Source organism: Haloferax sp. AS1, assembly GCF_014530665.1.
Classification (GTDB): Archaea; Halobacteriota; Halobacteria; order Halobacteriales; family Haloferacaceae; genus Haloferax; species Haloferax volcanii.
This window is the reverse complement of the sequence record NZ_SPSA01000001.1, coordinates 857,231-880,816: the sequence shown is the minus strand read 5'-3', so window position 1 is coordinate 880,816 and position 23,586 is coordinate 857,231. Positions and strand designations below refer to the sequence as shown.

General features: G+C 65.9%; 19 protein-coding genes and 1 tRNA gene. 7 read left to right on the top strand and 13 right to left on the bottom strand.

The features are described from left to right. The first annotated feature begins 198 nt into the window (after positions 1-198). Positions 199-624 carry a DUF371 domain-containing protein gene (locus tag E4P24_RS04755; RefSeq protein ID WP_004064290.1) on the top strand — a complete coding sequence of 142 codons (426 nt, stop codon included), beginning with the start codon at positions 199-201 and terminating at the stop codon, positions 622-624. Positions 625-693: 69 nt separating this feature from the next. Next, a complete protein-coding gene (nth, locus tag E4P24_RS04750) occupies positions 694-1,500 on the top strand; it encodes an endonuclease III (RefSeq protein ID WP_004064291.1) in 807 nt (268 codons plus the stop codon). Here nth and E4P24_RS04745 read toward each other — a convergent pair whose 3' ends face one another. From E4P24_RS04745 to E4P24_RS04735, 3 genes are all read right to left on the bottom strand, one after another. Further along, positions 1,501-1,932, bottom strand: coding sequence for a hypothetical protein (locus E4P24_RS04745; protein WP_188148185.1), 432 nt, complete (start codon positions 1,930-1,932; stop codon positions 1,501-1,503). 136 nt (positions 1,933-2,068) lie between these two features. Continuing rightward, positions 2,069-2,452, bottom strand: a complete 384-nt coding sequence (locus tag E4P24_RS04740) for a methylglyoxal synthase (RefSeq protein WP_004064293.1) — start codon at positions 2,450-2,452, stop codon at positions 2,069-2,071. Positions 2,453-2,564: 112 nt separating this feature from the next. Continuing rightward, positions 2,565-4,487 carry a beta-CASP ribonuclease aCPSF1 gene (locus E4P24_RS04735; RefSeq protein WP_006600539.1) on the bottom strand — a complete coding sequence of 641 codons (1,923 nt, stop codon included), beginning with the start codon at positions 4,485-4,487 and terminating at the stop codon, positions 2,565-2,567. Positions 4,488-4,735: 248 nt separating this feature from the next. Between E4P24_RS04735 and E4P24_RS04730 the strand changes: the two genes are divergently transcribed. Next, positions 4,736-5,215: a hypothetical protein gene (locus tag E4P24_RS04730; protein ID WP_188148184.1), complete on the top strand. Its 480-nt coding sequence runs from the start codon at positions 4,736-4,738 to the stop codon at positions 5,213-5,215. 42 nt (positions 5,216-5,257) lie between these two features. On the opposite strand, the gene E4P24_RS04725 is transcribed toward E4P24_RS04730, so the two are convergent. Further along, positions 5,258-5,755: an HTH domain-containing protein gene (locus tag E4P24_RS04725; RefSeq protein ID WP_188148183.1), complete on the bottom strand. Its 498-nt coding sequence runs from the start codon at positions 5,753-5,755 to the stop codon at positions 5,258-5,260. Positions 5,756-5,918: 163 nt separating this feature from the next. Here E4P24_RS04725 and proS point away from each other — a divergent pair, with 163 nt between their 5' ends. The 3 genes from proS (at position 5,919) to E4P24_RS04710 (ending at position 13,176) form a co-directional block, all read left to right on the top strand. Then, on the top strand, positions 5,919-7,385 hold the full coding sequence (proS, locus tag E4P24_RS04720) for a proline--tRNA ligase (protein WP_008606599.1): 1,467 nt from the start codon (positions 5,919-5,921) through the stop codon (positions 7,383-7,385). A gap of 157 nt (positions 7,386-7,542) precedes the next feature. Beyond that, a complete protein-coding gene (gene gltB, locus E4P24_RS04715) occupies positions 7,543-12,078 on the top strand; it encodes a glutamate synthase large subunit (RefSeq protein ID WP_188148182.1) in 4,536 nt (1,511 codons plus the stop codon). 108 nt (positions 12,079-12,186) lie between these two features. Next, the gene (locus E4P24_RS04710) at positions 12,187-13,176 is read left to right on the top strand and encodes an NAD-dependent epimerase/dehydratase family protein (RefSeq protein WP_188148181.1); all 990 of its coding nucleotides are present in this window, start codon (positions 12,187-12,189) and stop codon (positions 13,174-13,176) included. 54 nt (positions 13,177-13,230) lie between these two features. On the opposite strand, the gene E4P24_RS04705 is transcribed toward E4P24_RS04710, so the two are convergent. Then, positions 13,231-13,923 (bottom strand): HD domain-containing protein, encoded by a 693-nt coding sequence (locus E4P24_RS04705; RefSeq protein WP_004044070.1) that lies wholly within the window; start codon positions 13,921-13,923, stop codon positions 13,231-13,233. Between the two features lie 195 nt (positions 13,924-14,118). On the opposite strand from E4P24_RS04705, the gene E4P24_RS04700 reads away from it, so the two are divergent. Beyond that, positions 14,119-14,853, top strand: a complete 735-nt coding sequence (locus E4P24_RS04700; RefSeq protein ID WP_345776363.1) for an alanyl-tRNA editing protein — start codon at positions 14,119-14,121, stop codon at positions 14,851-14,853. Between the two features lie 34 nt (positions 14,854-14,887). Here E4P24_RS04700 and E4P24_RS04695 read toward each other — a convergent pair whose 3' ends face one another. The 8 genes from E4P24_RS04695 to E4P24_RS04660 form a co-directional block, all read right to left on the bottom strand. Further along, entirely contained in the window at positions 14,888-15,646 is a 759-nt protein-coding gene (locus tag E4P24_RS04695; protein WP_004044072.1) for an FkbM family methyltransferase, read from the bottom strand. Positions 15,647-15,750: 104 nt separating this feature from the next. Beyond that, positions 15,751-15,854 (bottom strand) — tRNA-Gln (locus tag E4P24_RS04690). Between the two features lie 65 nt (positions 15,855-15,919). Further along, entirely contained in the window at positions 15,920-16,372 is a 453-nt protein-coding gene (locus E4P24_RS04685; protein ID WP_004044074.1) for a metal-dependent transcriptional regulator, read from the bottom strand. 4 nt (positions 16,373-16,376) lie between these two features. Continuing rightward, positions 16,377-16,868: a hypothetical protein gene (locus tag E4P24_RS04680; RefSeq protein WP_004064301.1), complete on the bottom strand. Its 492-nt coding sequence runs from the start codon at positions 16,866-16,868 to the stop codon at positions 16,377-16,379. Positions 16,869-17,013: 145 nt separating this feature from the next. Beyond that, a complete protein-coding gene (sufD, locus tag E4P24_RS04675; protein ID WP_004044076.1) occupies positions 17,014-18,222 on the bottom strand; it encodes a Fe-S cluster assembly protein SufD in 1,209 nt (402 codons plus the stop codon). Between the two features lie 3 nt (positions 18,223-18,225). Continuing rightward, on the bottom strand, positions 18,226-19,656 hold the full coding sequence (gene sufB / locus E4P24_RS04670; RefSeq protein ID WP_004064302.1) for a Fe-S cluster assembly protein SufB: 1,431 nt from the start codon (positions 19,654-19,656) through the stop codon (positions 18,226-18,228). Between the two features lie 12 nt (positions 19,657-19,668). Then, a complete protein-coding gene (locus E4P24_RS04665) occupies positions 19,669-20,577 on the bottom strand; it encodes an ABC transporter ATP-binding protein (protein ID WP_115802311.1) in 909 nt (302 codons plus the stop codon). Positions 20,578-20,795: 218 nt separating this feature from the next. Then, the gene (locus E4P24_RS04660; RefSeq protein ID WP_115802310.1) at positions 20,796-23,492 is read right to left on the bottom strand and encodes a DNA-directed DNA polymerase; all 2,697 of its coding nucleotides are present in this window, start codon (positions 23,490-23,492) and stop codon (positions 20,796-20,798) included. Between the last annotated feature and the right edge of the window lie 94 nt (positions 23,493-23,586).

The following is a 23,586-nucleotide window of genomic DNA, read 5'->3' as shown; positions in this document are numbered from 1 at the left end:
GCCGCCGGAACGCCGGAGGCGCTCAGGTACATACACATACAAGCGACCAGTTAATAAATACTTCGGTGGGAATTCGGGTGAAAACAGTTACCACACCGCTCATATCGACCGTATTCACCATGTTAGTCGTTGCCAAAGACGTATATAAATGGGATGTGAATCGTGGGGGCTAAACCGAGTCGGGTCGGATGCCACGTCATGAGAGAGGTCATTCGCGCACGCGGCCACGAACACGTACGCGCCGAACACGCGAGCACCTTCGAGGTGACGACGGACGACTGGCTCACCCCCGCGGGCGACTGTATCATCGGCGTCGAGGCCGACCGCACGCCCGCCGACTTCGACCCAGCGTTCGTCGAGGCCTGCCAGTCCCGCGACGCGGCTATCGACGTACACGTCCGCGTGGACGCAGGCGACGAAACCCACGAGCAGGCCGTCCACGCCCGCGGACACCCGGACCTCACGTTCGAGGGCGACCGCAGCATCGTCTTCCGCACGAGCGACTACGTGGACGACCGAACCGGCGCGGTCGACGCAGCTCACGCCGCGGCGGGCTTCGACCGCGACCTCGTCTCGGCGCTCGCCGACGGGGCGGAACTGACCGTCACTATCGAAGTCGAGTAACTCGGCGCAATCGGCCGAGGAGTCGGCCGACGGGATGCGTTTTTCACCGCGCGGTCGTAACCCTCGGACATGCCCGACGAACCCGCAGAGAACATCAGCGGCGGCGCGAGCGGCGGCGGCCGAGAGACGGCGTTCGACCCCGCCGACCCCGAGACCGCGACGCGCGCCGAGGTCGTCGTCGACCGCCTCGGCGAGCGCTACTGGCGGAAGGCCTACGGCGGGCAGGGCGGCTTCGAGTGTCTCGTCCGAACCATCCTGAGCCAGAACACGAGCGACAAGGCGAGCCAGCCCGCCCACGACGAACTCATGGCGCAGTACGGCGGCGGCGACCTCGCCGAGTCGCTGGCGGCGGCCGACCGCGAGGGCATCGTCGAGGCCATCCGCTCCGGCGGCCTCTACAACCAGAAATCGAAGCTCATCCGGGGCGTCGCGGAGGAGGTGCTGGCCGACTTCGGGAGCGAGGCCGACTTCGACCGCTACGTCCGCGAGGAAGCGCCCGCGACGGTCCGCGACCGCCTCTTGGAGATGAAAGGCGTCGGCCCGAAGACCGCCGACTGCGTCCTCCTCTTTGCGGGCGGGCGCGGCGGCGTCTTCCCCGTCGACACCCACGTCCACCGCATCGCCCGCAGGATTGGGCTCGCGCCCGCCGACGCCGACCACGAAGGCGTTCGGGCGGCGCTCGAACGCGACATCCCCGACGAGAAGTGCGGCTTCGGCCACACCGCGATGATTCAGTTCGGCCGCGAGTTCTGCACGGCCCGCAAACCCGCGTGTCTCGACGGCCCCGACGCGTGCCCGATGGCCGACGTGTGCGACATGGTCGGCGTCGACGCGGCGGCGCAGTCCGTCACCGACCCCGCGGCCGCGGACGACTGACTAACAGGATTTCGCGTCGAGTCCGCCCACCGGCGAGCCGTCGTCCTCGTAGCTCGATTCGATGCCCGAGTCGGCGAACATCGGGAGAGTCATCGAGTAGTCGTAGACGACGCTGAACCGCGAGAAGGGGTTCGAGAGGAACGCCGCGGCGGGACCGACGCCGTCGAAGGCAACCCCCGCCCGGAGTTGGACGATGGAGTCGTTGCCGACGGAGCCGCCGGCTTCCATCCCGAAGCCGCCCTCGCCGCCGAGGTTCTCGAACATCGAGAGGAAGACCACGAGGTCGATGCCCGCACCCTCGCCGCCGATGTCGAACTGGTGGCCCTCGCCGGGGAAACACGGCGAGGTCGGCCCGGTCGCGGCGGCGACCGGGGCGGTCGCGACAGTGAGAATCACGGCGAGCATCAGAGACGTGCGAGTCGCGGCGTGCATACCGTCGCCTCCGGCGCGCTGCTAATTAAGGATACGCCGCGATTCTCAGGCGTGATACCGTCTCTCGAAGCGAAACGAGGCGATGGACTCACGGGTCGCGGCGCGGTTCGGTCCCGACGCGGCTCGGTTCCGGTGACTACTCCTCGCCGTCGAGCTGTCGGATGAGTTCGTCGAGGACGGCGTCGGCGCTGGCGAGGTTGGTCGCAAGCGGCGTCTGGTGGACGTCGCAGATGCGGAGCAGGGCGGTGATGTCCGGCTCGTGGGGCTGGGCGGTCAGCGGGTCGCGGAGGAAGATGACGCCGTCGCAGGTCTCGCTCGCGATCTCCGCGCCGATTTGCATGTCGCCGCCGAGCGGCCCGGACTGCTTGCGCTCGATGTCGAGGCCCGTGGCGTCGATGAGTCGCTGGCCGGTCGTGCCCGTCGCCATGAGTTCGAAGCGTTCGAGGTCGTCCTGCCGCTCCTCGGCGAAGGCGATGAGGTCCGGCTTCTTCTCGTCGTGCGCAATAAGTGCGAGACGCATAGCAAACACTCGTTCGAGAGTCCTGATTAATGTTCGCCCGGATGCCGTCCGTGAGAAATCGTTGTGCGGCGGCGGTTGACGCGCCGGTGAGGGTCGCCGTGACTGCGAGTCGTTACTTGAAGCGGAACGTTTCGAGGTTCTTCGGCGCGAACGTCCGCATGTTGTAGTCGTGATAGAGCGCCGACGAGAGGTCCTGCACGGAGCGTTCGTCACCGTGGACGCACAGCACCTTCTCCGGGCGCGGGTTCATCGTCTTGACGAAGTTCTCGAGGCCCTGCCGGTCGGCGTGACCGGAGAAGCCGTCGACCGTCTCGACGTCCATCTTGAGCTTCAGCGTGTCCGACCGGCCCATGCCGTCGCGGCCGTTGACCGGAATCTCGTCCCAGCCGTTCTGGATGCGGCGGCCGAGCGTCCCCTGCGCCTGGTAGCCGACGAAGACCAGTCGAGACTTCGGGTCGGGGCCGACGTGGCGGAGCCACGACATGATGGGGCCGCCGGTGACCATCCCGGAGGTCGAGAGGATGATGGCCTGCTCGCCGTCGGCGACGTCCTGTCGCTCCTCTTCGCCGCCGTCGATGTGGTTGAACTCCTCGGCGAGGAACGGGTTTTCGTCCTCGTGGAAGATGCGGTCGCGGAGGTCGTCGCGGAGGTACTCGGGGTAGGTCGTGTGGATGGCCGTCGCCTCCCAGATCATCCCGTCGAGGTGGACGGGCATCTTCGGAATCTTGCCCGAGCGCATCGCCTCTTCGAGGACGAGCATAATCTCCTGTGAGCGACCGACGGCGAACGCCGGGATGACGACCTTGCCGCCGCGGTCGTACGTCTCGTTGATGACCTCGATGAGGCGCTCCTCGGAGTCCTGCTGGTCGGTCTGGTAGTCGTTGCGGCCGCCGTAGGTCGATTCGAGGACGAGCGTCTCCACGCGCGGGAAGTCGTTGACCGCGCCGTTGAACAGGCGGGTGTCCTCGTAGTGGATGTCGCCGGAGAACGCGACGTTGTAGAGGCCGTCACCGATGTGGAAGTGCGAGACGGCGGAGCCGAGGATGTGACCCGCGTTGTGGAACGTCAGCTTCACGTCGGGCGCGATGTCGGTCACGTCGCCGTACTCAAGCGGGATGGTGTGCTTGATGGCCTCGCGAACCATCTCGGACTCGTACGGCGGGGTGCGTCCCTCCTTCGAGGCGACGTCGAGGTAGTCGAGCGTGAGTAGGCCCATGAGGTCGCGGGTCGGCTCGGTCGTGTAGATGGGGCCGTCGTAGCCGTACTTGAACAGAAGCGGGATGAGCGCCGAGTGGTCGAGGTGAGCGTGGGTGAGGACGACCGCGTCGAGCGAGTTCGCGCCCGACCCGAGCGCCTCGGGGACCTGCAGATACGGCACGTCGTCGGAGCCGGGCTTGTCGCCGCAGTCGACGAGGATTCGGGTCTCGGGCGTCGAAACGATGAAGGACGCGCGGCCGACCTCGCGGCAGCAGCCGAGGGTCGTGATGCGGACCCACTCGTCGTCCGAGAGCTGCTCGCGGTGAATCTGCCGGCCGGTGCGTTCGAGGATGCGGCGGCGGTCCTCGCGTTCCTGCTTCAGGAAGTTGCGGACGTTCGAAACCGTCGAGGATTCGATGGGGGGAGTGCGGACGACTTCGGGCGTCCAGCCGACTTTCTGCGTGATTTCGCGGAGCGTCGAGCCGTGGCGGCCGATGACCATGCCCGGTTTCTCGGCCTCGATGACGACTTCGCCGGTGTCGATGTGGAAGTCGAGGTCGGTGACGCCGGCCTCCTCGGGGATGACGCTCAGAATCTTGGGTTCGGCCTCGCGGGGGTCGGACAGCACGTCCGGGTCCGGGCGAACCGTGATTCGCTTTCGGAGCTTACTCGCGAGTTTCCGGATGAGGTCGCCGTTCTGAGCGAACTTCTTCGGGTCGCGCGTGTAGACGACGAGTTCGGGACCCTCGTACTTGACGTCGGAAACCGAGATGTCGCGGGGGAGTTCGTTCGTAATCTCTGCCTTCAGATTCTCGAGTTGTTTATCTACGGAGCTCATAGTTACGAGCGACCCGTCCGGTCCTGCGCCGGCAGGTCTCGGGAACCCCTACCTCAGGAGCGTCGACGCGAGCCGGTCCACGTGTACGAGTGCCAGTCTCGGCCGACTGCGGAGAGAGCATAGTGAACTGAATACGGTTGTATCTCGACTGCGGGAAGAGGCAGGGAAAACCCGCTTACCCGACAGTACCATGTCGCCAGTATAAAACCCTTCGCAAAGCCGAAGCGTCTCGGGGCCGACCGACGACCATGGAACTCACACCGGCGGCCGTCTCGGCGGAACACGACTGGGTTCGAGAGCGCGCGGACGTGATCGTCCCGCTCATCAACGAGACGCGACGGCGACTCGGCGAGCAGTTCGACACGCGCGTCGGCGCGGTCGACGAGGCGGCCTACCGCGAGGCGGTCGACGCGGTGTTCGCCGACGGCGAGGTCGGCGTCAACGTCGCGGCCTACGTCCGCATCCTCAAGCGGCTGGACGTACAGGACGACTACCCGGGGTTCGTCGTCGACGAGGTGCTCGGGCGCGAGCTCGCGGCGACCATCGCCGGCGGCGAGCCGCTCCGACTCCTCGCGCAGGCGACGTTCCACTTCGCGGACGTGGCCGTCCACACCGACGGTCCCGCCGGCCGCGACGACCTCGACGCCGCGCTCGCCGCGGGCTTTCAGACGCGCCTGCCGGGGTGGTCGTGGCGCGAGGGTGACTCGCCGTTCGACAGTCGGCGCTGACCACCGGACGGCGTCGCGCGAAAAAGAGGTTCGAGTCGCGTCTTACCACTCGATTCGGACGCGCTCCGACGACTGCTCGGACTCGCGTTCGTGTTCCGAGTCGAGGTCGCGGAGCCGTCCACGGAACGCGCCGACGCACTCCTCGCACGCTGTCACGTGCGCGAGCACGCCGTTTTCGTACTCTGCCATGACCGCTCGCGGGGTCCGCCGCGTCAGCCGCTCGGGGCCCATCCGTCCGACGCCGCGCACGCCGAGGTCGCCTAATCCCGTCAGCCGCTCGCCGTGTGTCGCCGCCCACTGGGCGTACGACGCGAGCCGGTCGCGGACGCGTCGCTCGCGCGGACTCAGGCTCCCCGAAAGGTCCACGAACCGGTCCCACGTCTCGACGGTGTACTCCTCGATAAGGCCGCGCCCGACGGCGTCGTCCAGTCGGTCGATAACCGGTGTGAACTCCGCGCGCCGCCCGCTCGGAACCCACAGTTCGATTCGGACCGTCCCCTCTCGAGGAGTCGGCCGTTCGCCGCTTACAATTGTGTCCATTGTTAGCACGCCAACCACCACGTACTGGTAGGATAGCCGGCGATATGTATCTATGCGTCCGCCGGAACCGCCGACCGTCGTCGACGAGAGGTGGTCTGCGCGGCGGGGCGGCGCGCCGGCACCTTCGGGGCGTTTAAGGGTTCGCTGCGGCTACCGATGGGCAATGAGCGACGAGCAGGAACTCGGTATCACCGAGTCGAAGCAGTACAACACCGGCGAGTGGTACGCCGAGGTCGTCCAGAAGTCGGGTCTCGCGAACTACGGCCCGGAGGGCATGAGCGGTTTCATCGTGACTCGCCCGCGCGGCTACGCGCTGTGGGAGTCCATCCAGAACTACCTCGACGGCGAGTTCAAGAAGACGGGCGTCCAGAACGCGTACTTCCCGCTGTTTATCCCCGAGAGCTACCTCGAACGCGAGAAGGACATCGTCGAGGGGTTCGACCCCGAGGTGGCGTGGGTCACCCACGGCGGCCACGAGGAACTCGAAGAGCGCCTCGCCGTCCGCCCGACCTCCGAGTCCATCATCGCGCCCTACATGGCCCAGTGGGTCCGTAGCCACCGCGACCTCCCGCTCCGCGTGAACCAGTGGGCCTCGGTCGTGCGCTGGGAAGCGACCGAGACGAAGCCGTTCTTCCGCACCAAGGAGTTCCTCTGGCAGGAAGGTCACACGGCCCACGAGACCCGCGACGGCGCGTGGGACGAGACGATGACCCGCCTCTCGCAGTACCAGTCGCTCTACGAGGACGTGCTCGCCATCCCCGTGCTCCGCGGCGCGAAGCCGGAACACGACAAGTTCCCCGGCGCGGACACGACGACGACCGTCGAGGCGCTCATGCCCGACGGCAAGTCCGTGCAGGCCGGCACCTCCCACTACCTTGGCACCTCTTTCGCAGAGGCGTTCGACCTCACCTACACGACCGAAGACGAGGACGAAGAGCCCGCCCACACGACCTCGTGGGGGCTGTCGTGGCGCTCGCTCGGCGCGCTCATCATGACGCACTCCGACGACCAGGGCCTCGTCCTGCCGCCGACCATCGCGCCCGAGCAGGTCGTCATCGTCCCCATCTGGCAGGCTGACACGCAGGAGAAGGTCCTCGACTACGCCGAGGACATCGCCGAAGACCTCGAAGACGCGGGCGTCCGCGTCGAACTCGACGCCCGCGACGAGCGCAACCCCGGCTTCAAGTTCAACGAGTGGGAGCTCAAGGGCGTCCCCGTCCGCTTCGAAATCGGCCCGAACGAGGTCGACGACGACGTCGTCACGGCCGTCCACCGCCCCGACGGCGAGTCGGTCGAACTCGACCGCGAGAACATCGCCGAAGCCGTCCAAGCGCAGTTCGACGAAGTGTACGCGAAGCTCTACGCCGCCGCGGAGGAGAACCTCGAAGAAAACGTCCGCGAGGCGTCCGAGCGCAACGAGATTCTCGGCACCATCGGCCAGCACGGCGGCTACGTGAAAGCGCCGTGGTGCGGAGACGAGGCCTGCGAGGACGAGATTAAGGAGCAAATCGCCGCCGAAATCGTCATGGTGCCCCTGAACGACGAGGACGCGGAGATTCACGACGGCGAGGACTGCGCGGTCTGCGGCGACGACGCCGAGGAGACGGCGTACTTCGCGAAGTCCTACTGAACCGGCCGCCGGGTTTTACACGATTGTTCATATTTTTCGTCGTCCGTCGAATCATCATTAGTCTCCATACTATGTATGGATACATCCTTATATGACATTGTAACACCCTTATGGTTTCAGGAAAAGTTGCTTATGCGGGTAGCCGTACTATTGGCGTATGACCAAGCCACACATAGACGCACCCTTCGCTCAGGACGGGTTAGCCGACCCGACCGACGAGCGGTCGAACTGCGGCGTTGGGGCCGTCGTAGACCTCGAAAACGGCGCCTCGCACCGAGTCGTCGCAGACAGCCTCGAACTCCTGGAGAACCTCGAGCACCGCGGCACCACGGGCGCTGAGGAAAACACCGGGGACGGGGCGGGTATCCTGCTGCAACGACCCGACGAGTTCTTCGAAGCCGTCCTCGAATCCGAGCTTCCGGACCTCTACGCGGCAGGTTCGGTGTTCATGCCGACCGACGACGAGGTTCGCGAGCGCGTTTCGGCGGTTGTCGAGGACTCGCTGGCCGACCACGGGCTCTCCGTGTTCGACTGGCGCGACGTGCCGACCGACAACGCCGACCTCGGCGCGACCGCGCTCGAATCGGAGCCCGACGTCTGGCAACTGTTCGTCGAGCCGGCCGACGGGATGACCGCAGACGAGTTCGACCGGGCGCTGTACCTCGCCCGCCGAGCCGCAGAGAAGGCGGTCGACGACCTCGCTATCGAGGGCGCGGGACGGTTCTACGTCTGCTCGCTCGACCGCAAGACCATCGTCTACAAGGGACTGCTCACGGCCGAACAGCTCCCGAACTACTACCCCGACCTCAGCGACGAGCGGATGGTGACCGAACTCGCGCTCGTTCACGCGCGATTCTCCACCAACACGCTCGGCGCGTGGCATCTCGCCCACCCGTACCGCCAGGTCATCCACAACGGCGAGATAAACACCATCCGCGGCAACGTCAACTGGATGCGCGCCCGCGAGACGGACCTCCAGCACGAGGCCTTCGGCGACGACATCGAGACGCTCATGCCCATCACGAAGGCCGACCAGTCCGACACCGCGAGCGTGGACAACGTGGTCGAACTGCTCCTCAAGAGCGGCCGCGAACTCCCGCACGTCCTGCGGATGCTCATCCCTGAGGCGTACCGCAACGACGACGCGATGGACCAGGCGCGCCGCGACTGGTACGACTTCCACGCCTCGCTCGTCGAGCCGTGGGACGGTCCCGCGCTCGTCGCGGCGACCGACGGCGACCGCATCGCCGCCGTCCTCGACCGCAACGGCCTCCGTCCGTGTCGCTACGAGGTGACGACCGACGGCCGCCTCATCGTCGCCAGCGAGGTCGGCGCGCTCGACACCGACCCCGCGGAACTCGAATCCCGCGGTCGCCTCCAGCCCGGCGAGATCTTCATGGCCGACCCCGAGGAGGGCCGCGTCATCCCCGACGCCGAAGTGTTCGACTCCCTCACCGACGAGAAGTACGGCGAGTGGGTCGACCAACAGCAGCGCCATCTCGACGACATCGCCGGCGACACCGACTCCACCTCGCGCGGACAGGTCGAGTCGCTCCGCGCGACGCAGGCGGCGTTCGGCTACACGCACGACCAGCTCAACCACATGATAGAGCCGATGGCCCGCGACGGCAAGGACCCCGTCGGCTCGATGGGCGACGACACGCCGCTTTCGGTGCTGTCGGACCTCAACCGCCCGCTGTTTACCTACTTCAAGCAGCTGTTCGCGCAGGTGTCGAACCCGCCTATCGACTACATCCGCGAGAAGCTCGTGACGAGCCTGGAGTCGCGGCTCGGCTGCCAGCGTAACCTCCTCGACGAATCACCCGAGCACGCGCGTCAGCTCGTCCTCGACTCGCCGGTCCTCACGGACGCCGAGACTGCGGCCATCAAGGACCTCGACGACGACATGCGGAGCGAAGTCGTCGACATCACCTACGAGAAAGGCGGCGACATCCGCGAGGCCATCGAGGCCGTCCGCGACGAGGCCAAGGCGGTCATCGAAGACGGCGCGGACATCGTCGTCCTCTCCGACCGCGCGGTCGGCCCCGACCGCGTCGCCATCCCGAGCCTGCTCGCGACGGGCGCGGTCCACCACAGCCTCGTCCGCAACGGCCTCCGGAACCACGCCGGCCTCGTCGTCGAGTCCGGCGACCCACGCGAGGTCCACCACCTCGCCACGCTCGTCGGCTACGGCGCGGGCGCGGTGAACCCCTACCTCGCCTACCAGACCATCGAGGACGTCGTCGCCGGCCCCGACGGGGCCGACGAGGGCGAGGCCATCGACGCGTACGTCCACGCGCTCGAAGACGGCCTGCTCAAGACGATGGCAAAGATGGGCATCTCGACGGTCGAGAGCTACCGCGGCGCGCAGATTTTCGAAGCCGTCGGCCTCGAATCCGACTTCGTCGCCGAGTACTTCGAGGGCACCGAAATCCGCACCGAGGGTATCGGCCTCGACGTCATCGAGGAAGACCTGCTGACCCGTCACGCCGCCGCGTTCGGCGCGGACCCGAAGCTCGAACGACAGGGCGAGTACGAGAACCGCTCGGCCGGCATCCACCACGGCTGGAACCCCCAGACCGTCGGCACGCTCCAGCAGTCCGTCCGCGCCGGCGACTACGAGAAGTACAAGGAGTTCGCGGAGCTGGTCAACGACCAGTCGAAGCAGCTGAAGGCGCTCCGCGGCCTCCTCGAATTCGATTCCGACCGCGAGCCGGTGGACATCGACGAGGTCGAACCCGTCGAGGATATCGTCAAGCGCTTTTCGACGGCCGCGATGTCGCTCGGCAGCCTCTCGCCGGAGGCCCACGAGAACAACTCCATCGCCATGAACCGCATCGGCGGCAAGTCCAACTCCGGCGAGGGCGGCGAGCCGCCGGAGCGCTTCGGTACCGAAAAGGAGTGTAACGTCAAGCAGGTCGCCTCCGGCCGCTTCGGCGTCACCTCTCATTACCTCTCGTCGGCCGACGAGATTCAGATTAAGATGGCGCAGGGCTCGAAGCCCGGCGAGGGCGGCCACCTCCCCGGCAAGAAGGTAAACGAGATGATTGCGCACGTCCGCTATGCGACGCCGGGCGTCGGCCTCATCTCGCCGCCGCCGCTGCACGACATCTACTCCATCGAGGACCTCAAGCAGCTCATCTTCGACCTGAAGTCGGCCAACCCCGACGCCGACATCAACGTCAAGCTCGTCTCCGAGGCCGGCATCGGCACCATCGCCGCCGGCGTCTCGAAGGCGAAAGCCGACGTGGTCCACATCTCCGGCTACGACGGCGGCACCGGCGCGTCGCCCAAGACTTCCATCAAGAACGCCGGTCTCCCGTGGGAACTCGGCCTCGCCGAGGCCAACCAGATGCTCCGCGCGACGGGGCTTCGCTCCCGCATCCGCGTCTCCGTCGACGGCGGCATGAAGACCGGCCGCGACGTGGCCGTCGCCGCCCTCCTCGGCGGCGAGGAGTACGTCTTCGGGACCGCGTCGCTCGTCACCTCGGGCTGCGTGATGGCCCGTCAGTGCCACGAGAACACCTGCCCGGTCGGCGTCGCCACGCAGGACGAGAACCTGCGCCGCCGCTTCCCCGGCGAGCCCGACCACGTCATCAACTACATGACGTTCATCGCGCAGGAACTCCGCGAGATTATGGCCGACCTCGGCTTCACCTCGCTCGACGAGATGATCGGTCGTCCCTCCCTGCTCCGGCAGGTCGAGACGGACCACGAGAAGGCGAAGCACCTCGACCTCTCGTCGGTGCTGGCCGAGCCCGAGACGGGCGCGCGCCGCAAGACCGAAGACCAGGTCCACGCCGACATCGAGACGCACGTCGACCACAAACTCATCGACGAGGCCGCAGACGCCATCGAGAACCGCGAGCCGGTCGTCATCCGCCGCGACCTCTCGAACGTCGACCGCGCGGTCGGCGCGATGCTCTCGAACCGCATCTCGAACGCCCACGGCGGCGAGGGACTCCCGGACGACACCATCCGCTGTGAGTTCGACGGCATCGCCGGCCAGACGTTCGGCGGCTTCCTCGCCCGCGGCGTCACGATGCGGCTCACCGGGGCCGCCAACGACTACGTCGGCAAGGGCCTCTCCGGCGGCCGCGTCATCGTCGACACGCCCGCCGAGGCCAACTACGAGGCCGCCGAAAACATCCTCATCGGCAACGTCGCCCTCTACGGCGCGACGCAGGGCGAATGTTACGTCAACGGCCTCGCCGGCGAGCGCTTCGGCGTCCGCAACTCCGGCGTGAAGGCGGTCGTCGAGGGCGTCGGCGACCACGGCTGTGAGTACATGACCGGCGGCGTCGTCGCCGTCCTCGGGGAGACGGGCCGCAACTTCGCCGCGGGCATGTCCGGCGGCGTAGCCTACGTCTACGACCCCGACGACGAGTTCGCCGCGAAGGCGAACACCGAGATGGTGACGCTCGAAGACCACCTCGACGACAAGGACGAGGCGATGCTCACCCGACTCGTCGAGAACCACCGCACGTACACCGACTCCGACCGCGCGGCCGAACTGCTCGACGACTGGCAGTCCGTGCTCGGTGACTTCGTGAAGGTGATGCCCGACGCGTACGCCGAGGTCATCGCCGAAGACGGCCGCGAGGACGTTCGCAACGAACTCCCCGCGAAGGCGGGCGCAATCGTCGACGCCGGAGCCGACAGAGTCGGCGCGGCGACGACGAGCGACGACTGAGACGGAGACGGACCCCGGCCGTCTCGAACCGCCGCTAACGGCGAGCGGGTTCCGGCACCCGCAACCGATTCTCTCACGTTTTTCACCGCGCGCGCCTTCGACCGAGACATGGACAACGCACTCGTCATCGGCGGCACGCGATTCATCGGCCGCTACCTCGTCTCGGAACTCCTCGACAGCGGCTACGCCGTGACCATCTTCAACCGCGGGAACCACGACAACCCCTTCGAGGACGACCCGCGCGTCCAACACGTGCAGGGCGACCGAACCGACGACGAGGCGCTCCGGACCGCGAAACTGACCGTCGACCCCGACGCGGTGTTCGACTGCGTGGCGTACAAGCCCGCGGAGGTCGCCTCTGCGGTCGACGTCTTCGCTGACGTGGACGCCTACGTCTACATCTCCAGCGGCGCGGCCTACGGAAGCGAGGTCATCCCGAAGCGCGAGGGCGAGACGCCGCTGTGCGACTGCACCGACGAGCAGGCGGCGGACGACTCGGGTGCGAGCTACGGCCCGCGGAAAGCCGAGGGCGACCGCGTCGTCTTCGAGGCGGCCTCGCGGGGCATCAACGCGATGTCCGTCCGGCCCTGCATCGTCTACGGCCCCGACGACTACACCGAGCGCCTCGACTACTGGATCGACCGCGTGCTGAACTACGACCGCGTCGTCGTCCCCGGTGACGGGACGAACGTCTGGCACCGCGCCTACGTCGAGGACGTAGCGAGCGCGATGCGCGTCGTCGCCGAGGAGGGCGAGGCGGGCGAGGCCTACAACGTCGGTGACAGACGGCTCGTGACGCTCGAAGAGATGGTCGAAGTCATCGCTGACGCCGCCGGCACCGGCGTCGAGGTCGTCCACGCGGGCGAGCGTGAACTCGCCGCGGCCGGCCTCTCGATGGACGACTTCATCCTCTACCGCGACTACCCGCACGTCCTCTCGACGGACAAACTCGCCCGTCTCGGCTGGGAGTCAACCCCCGTCGAGGAGGCGATGCGCCGGTCGGTCGCCGACCACCGCGACAGCGACCGCGACGGCGCGGAACACGACCCCGGCCGCGACGCCGAAGAACGCGTGCTCTCGATTCTCGACACGCTCTGAGACGGGATCGTTCGCTCGAAAAAACGAGGCGGCGAGGCGGCGGTTCCGACGAGTTCAGCCGCTGAACTGGCCGTCGTGGTCCATCTCGGGGACCTCCTCTTCGAGCCACTCTCGGAACCACTTGACGCGCTTGAGCCGCTGGTGAGCGAAGCTCTGGGCGGTGTCGGTTTCGAGCCGGTCGGAGGCGTCGCGGCCGCGCTCGAAGACGCGTTCGACCATCTCGGCGGCGTCCATGTGGGTCCGGGCCTCGTAGCCCATCCGCAGGAGCATCAGCGCGGTGCCGTTCGCGCCGATTTTGTCGAGGATGTCGGCCTCGATGAGACAGCGCGTCTCAAGCGACACGTCGGTCAGCGGCCCCTGATACGAGTGGTCGGAGACGACCTGACACACCTGGTCGACGAAGGAGTCGGGGTAGTCGCCGTGGCTGCTGAGGAACTCGCGGGCGACGCGAGCGCCCTCCTCCGCGTGGACCTCCTGGTCGGCTTCGAGCTTCGAGATGTCGTGAAAGAGGGCGGCGACGCGAACGACGTTCACGTCCGCGCCCTCGCGGTCGGCGATGCGCGTCGCGAGGTCGACGACGTTGAGGATGTGGTTGAACCGGTACTCCGCGGAGTGCCACGGATACCAGCGCATCCGCCCGCCGTCGTCTTCGTTTTCGACGCTCGCAGAGAGATAGTCCGAGACGAAACGCTTCATATCCTCGAACTCGGCGTCGGAGACCGCCGACTCTTTGATTTCAACGCCCACGGCAGAACCTCCGTCGGTGTTGGCACGTGCGTATTCTCATTACACGGAATGAGGGTCGTTCCACTCTTAGGCGTTACGACCACCCTGAGTCGCGGGAACCGGGCTCTCGGGCGAACAGACCGGGTCTCGTGGCCGCCAATGTGAACCGCTGGCACATCGATGAGAGTTAACTCGCCCGCCCGCGTCGACCCCGACGTGACCGAAGCACGATACCTCGACGACGCGACGACACACGAGTTCGAGGCGACCGTCGAGACGGTCCGCGGAACCGACCGCGTCGTCCTCGACCGGACGTACTTCTACCCGACCGGCGGCGGCCAACCGCACGACACGGGCACCCTATCGGTAGACGGCGAGGATTGCGACGGCGAGACGTGGGACGTGACGGACGTCCAGAAACGCGACCGAATCGAACACGTCGTCGCGGGCGACGCGCCCGACCCGGGGGCGACCGTCACCGGACGCGTCGACCCGGCGCGGCGGCGCGCCCACAGCCGCTACCACACGGCCCAGCATCTCCTCTCTGCGGTCCTCCTCGACGAGTTCGACGCCGAGACGACCGGTAACCAACTGTACGCCGACCACGCACACCTCGACTGCGCCTACGACCGCTTCGACGGCGACGACCTCCGGACCATCGAGACGCGCCTGAACGACCTCGTCGCGTCCGACCTCCCCGTCCGGTGGTACAGCCTCGACCGCGAGGAGGCCGAAGCGACGCTCGACCCCGACCGCACCAGACTCTACCTGCTTCCGGAGTCGATTCGGGAGGTCCGAATCGTCGAAATCGGCGACGCGGACGACCCCTTCGACCGGACCGCCTGCGCGGGAACTCACGTCGAATCGACGGGCGACATCGGCACGGTCTCCGTCGCCGGCCGGACGACCCAAGGCTCGGCACACGAGCGCGTGAACTTCGCCCTCGAATAGCCGGTCGCCGGTCGAATCGACTCCTCGGACGCGACTACGTGGACCGGGACGCTTCTGCCCGCGCCCGAGGCTCGCATACCCAGCCCTCGCGGACCGGAACCAGCTCGTAGCCCGACTCCCGGAGCAGGGCCTTCGCCGCCGCTTCGTCGTGGCTCCCGCGGGCGTCGTGCAGTTCGAAATACACCGTCGGCCGGTGCTCCCGAAGGACCGCCTCCGCCCCCCGGAGCACGTTCAGGCCGAACCCTTCGACGTCAACCTTCAGGTGGTCCGGCGGCGGGACCGTCCCGGACTCGACGAGCGAGTCCAGCCGTCGCATCGATACCGACGCCGTGTCGACGACCCGCGCCCCCCACGCGCTCGCGTGGTCTCGCGAGAACGACCCCAGTTCGTCGTAGCTCGACAGGTGGAACGCTCGGGATTCGTCGGTTTCGCCGAGGCCGCAGTCGAGGAGGTCCACCCGGTCGTCGAAGTCGTTGACCTCGACGTTCGCCCGCAACTGGTCGACGACCTCGGGATGCGGCTCGACGGCGACGACCTGCGCGGAGGGTTCGCTGGCCGCGACCGCGAGCGTGTAGGTCCCCGTGTTCGCGCCCACGTCGACGACCACGTCGCCGCCGTCGAGGTCGAGCAACAGCGCTTGCAGGAGCACGTCGTTACCGTGACGGTTGTACAGTTCGTAGCTCCGGAAGCTCGTCCGCCCGACGTGTTTCTTCGTGGCGACGAGCCGTCGCTCGTAGTTCGCCCGAACGAGCGCGTAGTGGAGGGTGTACGCGAGGTGGCGAGCGGCCGACACCGGATGCAGCAGAGACACGTTAGTGTATTGTCATTGTGCGGCGATAAAAATCGCTCGGCGGCGACGCGACTCGGCGTGATATGGATTCGCAGGAGAAGTTCGAGTAGTCCCGGGCGGATTCGAACCGCCGTCAGCGGCTGTCTTCTCGGCACGCAATGAACCGTACCAATCCAAAGGCCGCTATGATTGGCCACTACACCACGGGACTGCGCACTCGTCGGTTGTCCGCTGGTAAATGAAAACGCTTCGGTTCCGGTCGGGCGGCGTCGGCGATTAATCGGCGGCTTCCGTCTCCGTCTCGGGTTCCGCGCCGCACACGTCGAGATACTCGCAGGCGTCCGTCTCGGGGTCGAAACAGTCGGGACACTCGGAGTTACGGTCGATGATGGTGTCGAGTCGCTCCGCAATCATCCCGTCGATGACGGGTTCGAGTTCGCGGGCCTCCGCGCGGAACTCCTCGACGTCGAGGACGTTCGAGAGGAAGCGCTCGATGATGCAGTAGGTCTGGAGCGCGTCGCGGGCGCGGACGATGCCGTCGTCCGTGAGCGTGACGCCCTTGTACTTCTCGTGTTCGGCGAGGCCGCGGGATTCGAGTTTGCCGATCATCTCGTTCGCACTCGCGGGGCTCACCTCCATCATGTCCGCGAGCGCGCCGGTGGCCGCCGGGCCGTTCTCCATCTCCTGCAGCAGGTAAATCGCCTTGACGTATTGGTCTGCCGTGTTCATCGTTTCACTCGCGGTCTTCCATGATTCGCGTCACTTCTTCTACGCCCTCGGCCTCCTCGTCGCGAATCGCCGACAGGGTGGCGACGAGTTCCTCGCGGTCGATAGAGAACTGTGCCTCGCTCGCCTCGATGGCCTCGATGACGTCGTCGTAGAACTTGTAGGCGGTCTCCTCGTTGCAGAGTTGGTCGTAGAGGACGCCGTCGAAGTCCTCGGGCTTCGTCTGGCCGTACTGGGCCTCGACCAGCGCCTCTATCTCCTCGAAGGGGACGCTGTCGACTTCCAGCCGGTCGATGACGGCTTCGAGGCGCTCGCGGTGGTCCGCGGACTCCTCGGCGGCGTGCGAAAGCAGGGCTCGAATCTCCTCGTCGAGCGCGTCTTCGTCGAGTTCCTCGTGGTGGTGGTAGGCGCGCGCCTCCACGACCTCTTCGAGGACGATACCGATCTGGAGGAGTCGGGCGAGCTGGTGGTCCGAGCTGACCTGATAGCCGACGCTCATGGACTCGTCCCCCTCAACGTTCGAAGACACGGTCCCGCGACGTACATACACACCTCTCCGGGAGTAACCGACTTAAGCGGTTCCCTCGCGGGTCGACGGGATCGGAGAAAAAAACGCCCGGCGAAGTCGCGCCGCGGAGGCCGGACTACCGCAGGCGCGCCGCGATGAGCTCTTCGAGGTCGTCGCGGAACTCGTCGACTTCGATCTCTTCGAGGACGGGCACGAAGAAGCCCTCCACGAGCATGTTACGGGCCTGTTCTTCGGGGACGGACCGAGAGACCATGTAGAAGAGGTCCTCGGCGTCGACCTGCCCGACGGAGGCCGCGTGGGACGCCTCGGTGTCGTGGTTGTTGATGATGAGCTTCGGCGACGCGTCGGCCTCGGACTGGTCCGAGAGCATCAGCGTGTTCTCGCGCTGATAGGAGTTCGTACTCCACGCGTCGCGGCCGACGTCCTGGACGCCCTCGTACACCGAGCGCGCCTCGTCGTCGAGGACGCCGCGGGTCACGAGGTCGGCCGTCGTGTTCTCGGCTTTGTGCCAGACGCGGGCGTTCACGTCGAGGTGCTGGTCGTCGTGACCGAAGAACGCGCCGACGATTTTCGTCTCCGACGCCTCGCCGTTGAGTTCGGTCTCGACGTCGCTGCGGGTGAGCCGCGAGCCGAGGTTCCCCTCGATCCAGTTGACCGTGGAGTAGGTGTCGGCGTCGGCGCGCTTGAGCGAGTACGTGTACGTCTCCTCGTCGAGGTTTTGCAGGGAGCCGTACTGGACGTACGAGTTCTCGCCCGCGTCGATTTCGACGAGGTTCGAGAAGTACCGCGCGTCGTCGACGCTGTCGCCGGACTCGATGGCTTCGAGGATGGTGACCGACGAGGACTCCTCGGTGACGACGAGCGTGTGGCTGAACAGCGACCGAGAGTTCATCTCGGCGCGAATCTTCACGTCCTCGGCGTCGACGCCCTCGGGGACGTAGATGAACGTGCCCGTCGTGAACAGCGCCGCCGAGAGGGCGGTGAGGTAGTTCGTGTCGGGAGCGACGACCGACCCGAAGCGCTCCTCGATGAGGTCGCCGTACTCGGAGAGCGCCTCCGTGAACGGAAGGACGACGACGCCCTCGGGCGACTCGCGGGTCGTCTCGTCGGCCTGGTTCAGCGGGTCGACGAGCGACTCGAAGTCGAGCGCTTCGAGGTTGGTCCAGCGGCGACCGGGCGTCTGGATGACGTCCGGCAGTTCGAGCGCGTCGAGTGCTTCGAGGGCTTCGAGGCGGGCCTCGAGGAGCCACTCCGGCTCGTCCCGTGCGTCCGAAATCTCTCGTACCGTCTCTGCGGACAGGTTCGCGGGAAGTTGCGCACTCATTGGTTATCCGAGGCTACCCTCCATCTCGAGTTCGACGAGTCGGTTGAGTTCGACCGCGTACTCGATGGGCAGTTCCTCCGTGATGGGTTCGATGAACCCGGAGACGATCATCTGCTTCGCGTCGTCGTCGTCGAGACCGCGCGACTGGAGGTAGAAGATGTCCTCGTCGCCGATCTTGCCGACGGTCGCCTCGTGGGCGACGTCCACCGTGGACTCGTTGATTTCCATGTACGGCATCGTGTCCGAGGTGGACTCGTTGTCGAACATGAGCGCGTCACACTCGACCGCGGTCGAGGAGTTCTTCGCGCCGTTGGCGATGTGGACGAGACCGCGGTAGTTCGTGCGGCCGCCGTCCTTCGAGATGGACTTCGACTCGATGGTCGACTTCGTCTCGGGGGCGTTGTGGTACACCTTCGCGCCGGTGTCGATGTTCTGGCCCTCGCCCGCGAAGGCGATGGTGATGTGGTTGTCCGACGCGCCGCGGCCCTTCAGAATCGACGCCGGGTAGAGCATGGTGGCCTTCGAGCCCATCGAGCCCGAAATCCACTCCATGCGGCCGCCCTTCTCGACGATGGCGCGCTTGGTGTTGAGGTTGTAGGTGTTCTTCGACCAGTTCTGGACGGTCGAGTACTGGACGTGGGCGTCCTCGCCGACGAACACTTCGACGCCGCCGGAGTGGAGGTTGAACGCGGAGTACTTCGGGGCCGAACAGCCCTCGATGTAGTGGACTTCGGAGCCCTTCTCCGCGACGATGAGCGTGTGCTCGAACTGGCCCATGCCCTCGGAGTTCATGCGGAAGTACGCCTGCACCGGCATCTCGACCGTCACGTCCTCGGGGACGTAGACGAACGAGCCGCCGGACCAGATGGCGCCGTGAAGCGCGGCGAACTTGTTGTCGCTCGGGGGGACGCACTTCGTCATGAAGTACTCCTTGACGATGTCTTCGTGCTCCTGGACCGCCTGGTCCATGTTCATGAAGACGACGCCTTTCTCCTCCCAGCGCTCCTGCATGTTCTGGTAGACGACCTCGGACTCGTACTGGGCGCCGACGCCCGAGAGGGCGTTCTTCTCGGCTTCCGGGATACCCAGTTTGTCGAAGGTGTCCTTGATGTCGTCCGGCAGGTCGCGCCAGTCGTCGACGCCGCCGCGGACTTCCACGTCGGGTCGGATGTACGGGACGATTTCGTCCACGTCGACCTCGGAGAGGTCAGGCTGGCCGGGCCAGTCGGTCGGCATCGGCATGTTCTGGTACTGCTTGAGCGCGCGAAGGCGGCGCTCGAGCATCCATTCGGGCTCGTCTTTGTCCTCCGAGATGACGCGGATGGTCTCTTCGTTGAGACCCTTCTCGGCCACGAACGCGGCCTTCTGCTCCTTCTTGAACTCGAAGCGAGCTTCCGTGTCTGTCTCTTTGAGGTGGTCTTGGTCGGAACTCATGATGTTGGGGGATTACGCGGCTTCGTACACTTCCTCACGGACCCAGTCGTAGCCCTTGTCTTCGAGCTCGGACGCGAGCGACGCGTCGCCGCTCTTGACGACCTTACCGTCCAGCATGATGTGGACGTGGTCCGGCTCGACGTATTCGAGGATACGCTGGTAGTGAGTGATCTGGAGGATACCCGTGCCCTGCTCGTCGCGCAGCGCGTTGATACCCTTCGAGACGTCCTGCAGGCGGTCGATGTCGAGACCGGAGTCGATCTCGTCGAGCACCGCAATCGACGGTTCGAGAATCGCGGCCTGAAGGACCTCGTTTTGTTTCTTCTCGCCGCCGGAGAAACCGGCGTTGAGGTAGCGCTGCATGAACTTCTCGTCCATGTCGAGAAGCTCCATCTTCTCTTTGAGGAGCTGCTGGAACTCGGCGACGCCGACTTCGCCGTCGTCGACGTTACCCTCCATCGGGGAGGTGTCGTAGCCGGCTTCCTCTTCTGCTTCCTCGTCGTCGTCCTCGCCGAAGAGGAGCTCCTCGCGCTCGTCGATCTTCGCGTTGAGCGCGGTGCGGAGGAAGTTCGTCATGGTGACGCCCTCGATTTCCGCGGGGTACTGGAAGCCGAGGAAGATGCCGAGCGCGGCGCGCTCGTTCGGCTCCAGTTCCAGAAGGTTCCACGTGCGGGCGTCGTCCGGAATTTCGAGGTCGCCGAAGTCGTCGTCCTCCAGGTGGAGGAGGATTTCGCCTTCGGTTACTTCGTAGGCGGGGTGCCCGGCGATGATTTTAGAAGTCGTAGACTTGCCGGACCCGTTGGGACCCATCAGCGCGTGGATCTCGCCGGATTTGACTTCCAGGTCGACACCTCGCAGAATCTGCTCACCGTCTTCCTCCGCGACTCGTGCGTGGAGGTTCTTAATCTCGAGAGTTGCCATCGTTGGTTCGTTGCCTCGTACTCGAAAGGTGGGGAGTATCGCCCATAATGCTTGCGCATTCACCCCCGCCACCTTTTGTAGAAAGAAAATTTGTTTTCAAATCCGCAAAGAATCACACCGATTCGCGACACGCGTCCGGGTTTCGGACAGCCGAACGAAGTTACGGTTCCGGCGACTATGTAACCGAATATGGTTTCGTTAGTCGGTGACGGGAGCGGTCACATGAAGCTCCCAAGGCCGGTCTGTTCCTGTCCGCTTTTCACCTCGTCCCACGACATCCCGAGCGCCTCGATAACGCGGGAGATGGGCCCTTCGAGCGTCTTGGTGAGCATCGTCTCCCAGTCGACTTCGAATTCCTCGGGAATCTGGTCCGCGTACTCGAAGCAGATGACGTCGGGGTCGCGCTTGAACTCGCGGTAGCGGTCGTCGACCTGCGGGTCGAACTCGCTGGACTCCATCTCGCGGAACCACGACGGGTGGACTTTCTTGAGGTAGACCCGCTTCGGCTTCGACCCGCGGCCGAAGTTCGTCCCGAGGAAGGCGTTGGCGTACTGCGCGCCGCGGACGTGCGCGGTCGGCGTCTCGTACGCCGAGAGGCGTTTGCCGATGCCGCCGGGGATGCCGACCTGTTCGAGCGGGAGGTTCCCCGCCTCGAAGTCCGTGATGATGTCGTGGAGGTAGTCTTTGATGACCTCGGTGTCCTCGCCGTGGACGATCATGTCGATGACGTTCTTCTGGACCTCTTTGGTTATCTGTGCGATATCCGACCGTTTGTACTCGAAGCCCGTGATGTCGATGTCGTCGACGTCCTTACCCTCCTTCCAGACGATGTGGCCCGCGTAGCGCTTTTTCTTGCCCGCCTGGAAGAACCGCCGGTAGAGCTTCTCGAACTCGATTTGGAAGCGATGTTCGTCCGCGCCCAACTCGTCGCGCGCGAAGTCGTCGTAGGCGGCGTTGATGTGCTCCTCGATGTCGAACGACTGCTCGATGGCTTCTTCTTTCGACACGTCCGGGCCGAGTTCGAGCATCACGCTGTCGGTATCGCCGTAGGCCACGTCGTAGCCGATTTGGTTCGCCGCCTGCTCCGTGAACTCGATGACCTTCCGGCCGGTCGCCGTCACCGCCGCGCCCATCTCCTTGTCGTAGAGGCGGAAGCGGTCCCAGCCCAGCACGCCGTACAGCGAGTTCATGATGACCTTCACCGCGGCCTGCTGGCGGTCGAACTGCTCGTACTCCGACGAGCCGGGGTCGTGGGAGTTCCGAAGCGACTTCTTTTCCTCCCGCTCGGTGAGGAGTTCGTCGACCATCTCCCGAATCATGCCGTCCGGCTCCTGCTGGAAGTGCGTCCCGTTGGGTGCGCGGAACACCTCGCCGTCGTAGCGCTCGGGGTCGACTTTCGTCTCCGGCGAGGCGTTGATAGTCACCATACACATCGGGTACAGCGACTTCAGGTCGAGCACCGTGACGTTCTCCTTGACGCCGGTGATGGGGTCGAAGACGGCCCCGCCCTCGTAGTCCTCCGACTCCTGTTTCCCCTTCGAGGGGAGCGCGAACTCGCCGTGGACCTTGTGGAGGACGTAGATGTCGACGGTGTCGCCGGGCGTCGGCGCGTCTTCGAGCTTACAGCCGACGAACGTCCGCACCTCGTCCCAGAAGGCGATGATGTCCTGTTTCCGGTCGATTTCGACGCACAGCTCCACGTCGCGGAGGTTGTATTCGAGCAGGCGTTCGGGGTCTTCCTCCCAGAGGTCACCGATGTCGCCCGAGTAGCGCTCCTTGCCCGCGTCGAGTTCGAGTTCGCCCACCGCGTCGAGGCGGTAGGATTCGAGTTCGGTGAACTGGGTGCGCTTGTAGGCGTACAGCAGGTCGAAGACGACGCGACCCTTGATGTCCGGGCCGCCCCAGCCGCCGCGCCACACCTCGCCGAGCCGCGAGATGCGGTTGTAGTCGAGGTTCAGGTCGGTCCGCTTGTCGACTTCCTCCAAGCGGTCGAGGAAGTACGGCGCGTCGAAGTCCTCGAAGTTCCACCCGGTGAGGATGTCGGGGTCGGTCTCCTCGATGTACGTGAGGAAGGCGTCGAGCATCTCGGCCTCCTCGTCGAACGTCCTGACCTCCACGTCTCCGTCCTCCCCGAGGAAGTCGTAGTTCGGCAACGCGTCGGGGCGCTTGCCGAGTCCCTCGTCGGCCACGGCGTGCCAGACGACGTACTCGTCGCGGTAGGAGTCGTGGCTGGTCAGACAGATAATCGGCTCTTCGCCGTCCTCGGGGAAGCCGTTCCGGTCGTTGACCTCGATGTCGAAGGTGTTCACCCGGAGGTTCGCGTCGACCTCCGCGGGCGCGACTTCCTGGTGAGGAATCTGAATCGTCCCGTCGTCGAGGCGGCGCTCGGGGACGCTGACGCCGCCTTTGATGTCCTTGTCGATGAGCAGGCGGTTCGGAAAGAGGATGTCCGCCTCGTAGTGGTCGAACTCGTCGCGAATCTGCCCGACGTCGCGGGGGGTGCGGCCGAAAATCTTCGTCAGCTCCTCGCCGCGGATGCTCTCGTAGCCGTCCTCGGTGCCGGTGATAACGTCCTTGTCGAGGTCGCCGTCGTCGAGGCTGTCGGTGGGGGCGTAGAAGTACGGCCGAAACCCGAGTACGCGGACGTGTTCGGTCTCGTCGTCGGCCGTCCGGCCGAAGATGTGAATCACCGGGTACTCGTCGCGGCCCGCGCCCTCGATGGTGTAATCGACCTGCGTGACGGCCAGTTCGACCGTCCCGTCCGGGTCGGGAAACCGCACCTCGTCTGTGTCGACGACGTCGGAGACGTGCTGGCCGGCGTCGCCGGCGACGATGGCGGCCTCCTCGTCAGGCCGCGCGTCGCCCGCGCCGTCGGCGTCGTTCCCCCCGAAGTCGGTCAGACCCGTCTGCGTCATGGCAATCGCTTCGGCGGCGCGGCTAAAAACCCCGGCGTTTCCGCGAACCGCACCCGGAACCACGGAAAGACATTTATCCATGTATGACATTCCT

Coding starts and splice junctions, on each gene's coding strand:
- gltB (WP_188148182.1), top strand. CDS start 7,543: ATGACCAAGCCACACATAGACGCACCCTTCGCTCAGGACGGGTTAGCC.
- E4P24_RS04730 (WP_188148184.1), top strand. CDS start 4,736: ATGGAACTCACACCGGCGGCCGTCTCGGCGGAACACGACTGGGTTCGA.
- nth (WP_004064291.1), top strand. CDS start 694: ATGCCCGACGAACCCGCAGAGAACATCAGCGGCGGCGCGAGCGGCGGC.
- E4P24_RS04685 (WP_004044074.1), bottom strand. CDS start 16,372: ATGAACACGGCAGACCAATACGTCAAGGCGATTTACCTGCTGCAGGAG.
- E4P24_RS04725 (WP_188148183.1), bottom strand. CDS start 5,755: ATGGACACAATTGTAAGCGGCGAACGGCCGACTCCTCGAGAGGGGACG.
- E4P24_RS04740 (WP_004064293.1), bottom strand. CDS start 2,452: ATGCGTCTCGCACTTATTGCGCACGACGAGAAGAAGCCGGACCTCATC.
- E4P24_RS04745 (WP_188148185.1), bottom strand. CDS start 1,932: ATGCACGCCGCGACTCGCACGTCTCTGATGCTCGCCGTGATTCTCACT.
- proS (WP_008606599.1), top strand. CDS start 5,919: ATGAGCGACGAGCAGGAACTCGGTATCACCGAGTCGAAGCAGTACAAC.
- sufB (WP_004064302.1), bottom strand. CDS start 19,656: ATGAGTTCCGACCAAGACCACCTCAAAGAGACAGACACGGAAGCTCGC.
- E4P24_RS04755 (WP_004064290.1), top strand. CDS start 199: ATGAGAGAGGTCATTCGCGCACGCGGCCACGAACACGTACGCGCCGAA.
- E4P24_RS04660 (WP_115802310.1), bottom strand. CDS start 23,492: ATGACGCAGACGGGTCTGACCGACTTCGGGGGGAACGACGCCGACGGC.
- E4P24_RS04710 (WP_188148181.1), top strand. CDS start 12,187: ATGGACAACGCACTCGTCATCGGCGGCACGCGATTCATCGGCCGCTAC.
- E4P24_RS04680 (WP_004064301.1), bottom strand. CDS start 16,868: ATGAGCGTCGGCTATCAGGTCAGCTCGGACCACCAGCTCGCCCGACTC.
- sufD (WP_004044076.1), bottom strand. CDS start 18,222: ATGAGTGCGCAACTTCCCGCGAACCTGTCCGCAGAGACGGTACGAGAG.
- E4P24_RS04665 (WP_115802311.1), bottom strand. CDS start 20,577: ATGGCAACTCTCGAGATTAAGAACCTCCACGCACGAGTCGCGGAGGAA.
- E4P24_RS04735 (WP_006600539.1), bottom strand. CDS start 4,487: ATGAGCTCCGTAGATAAACAACTCGAGAATCTGAAGGCAGAGATTACG.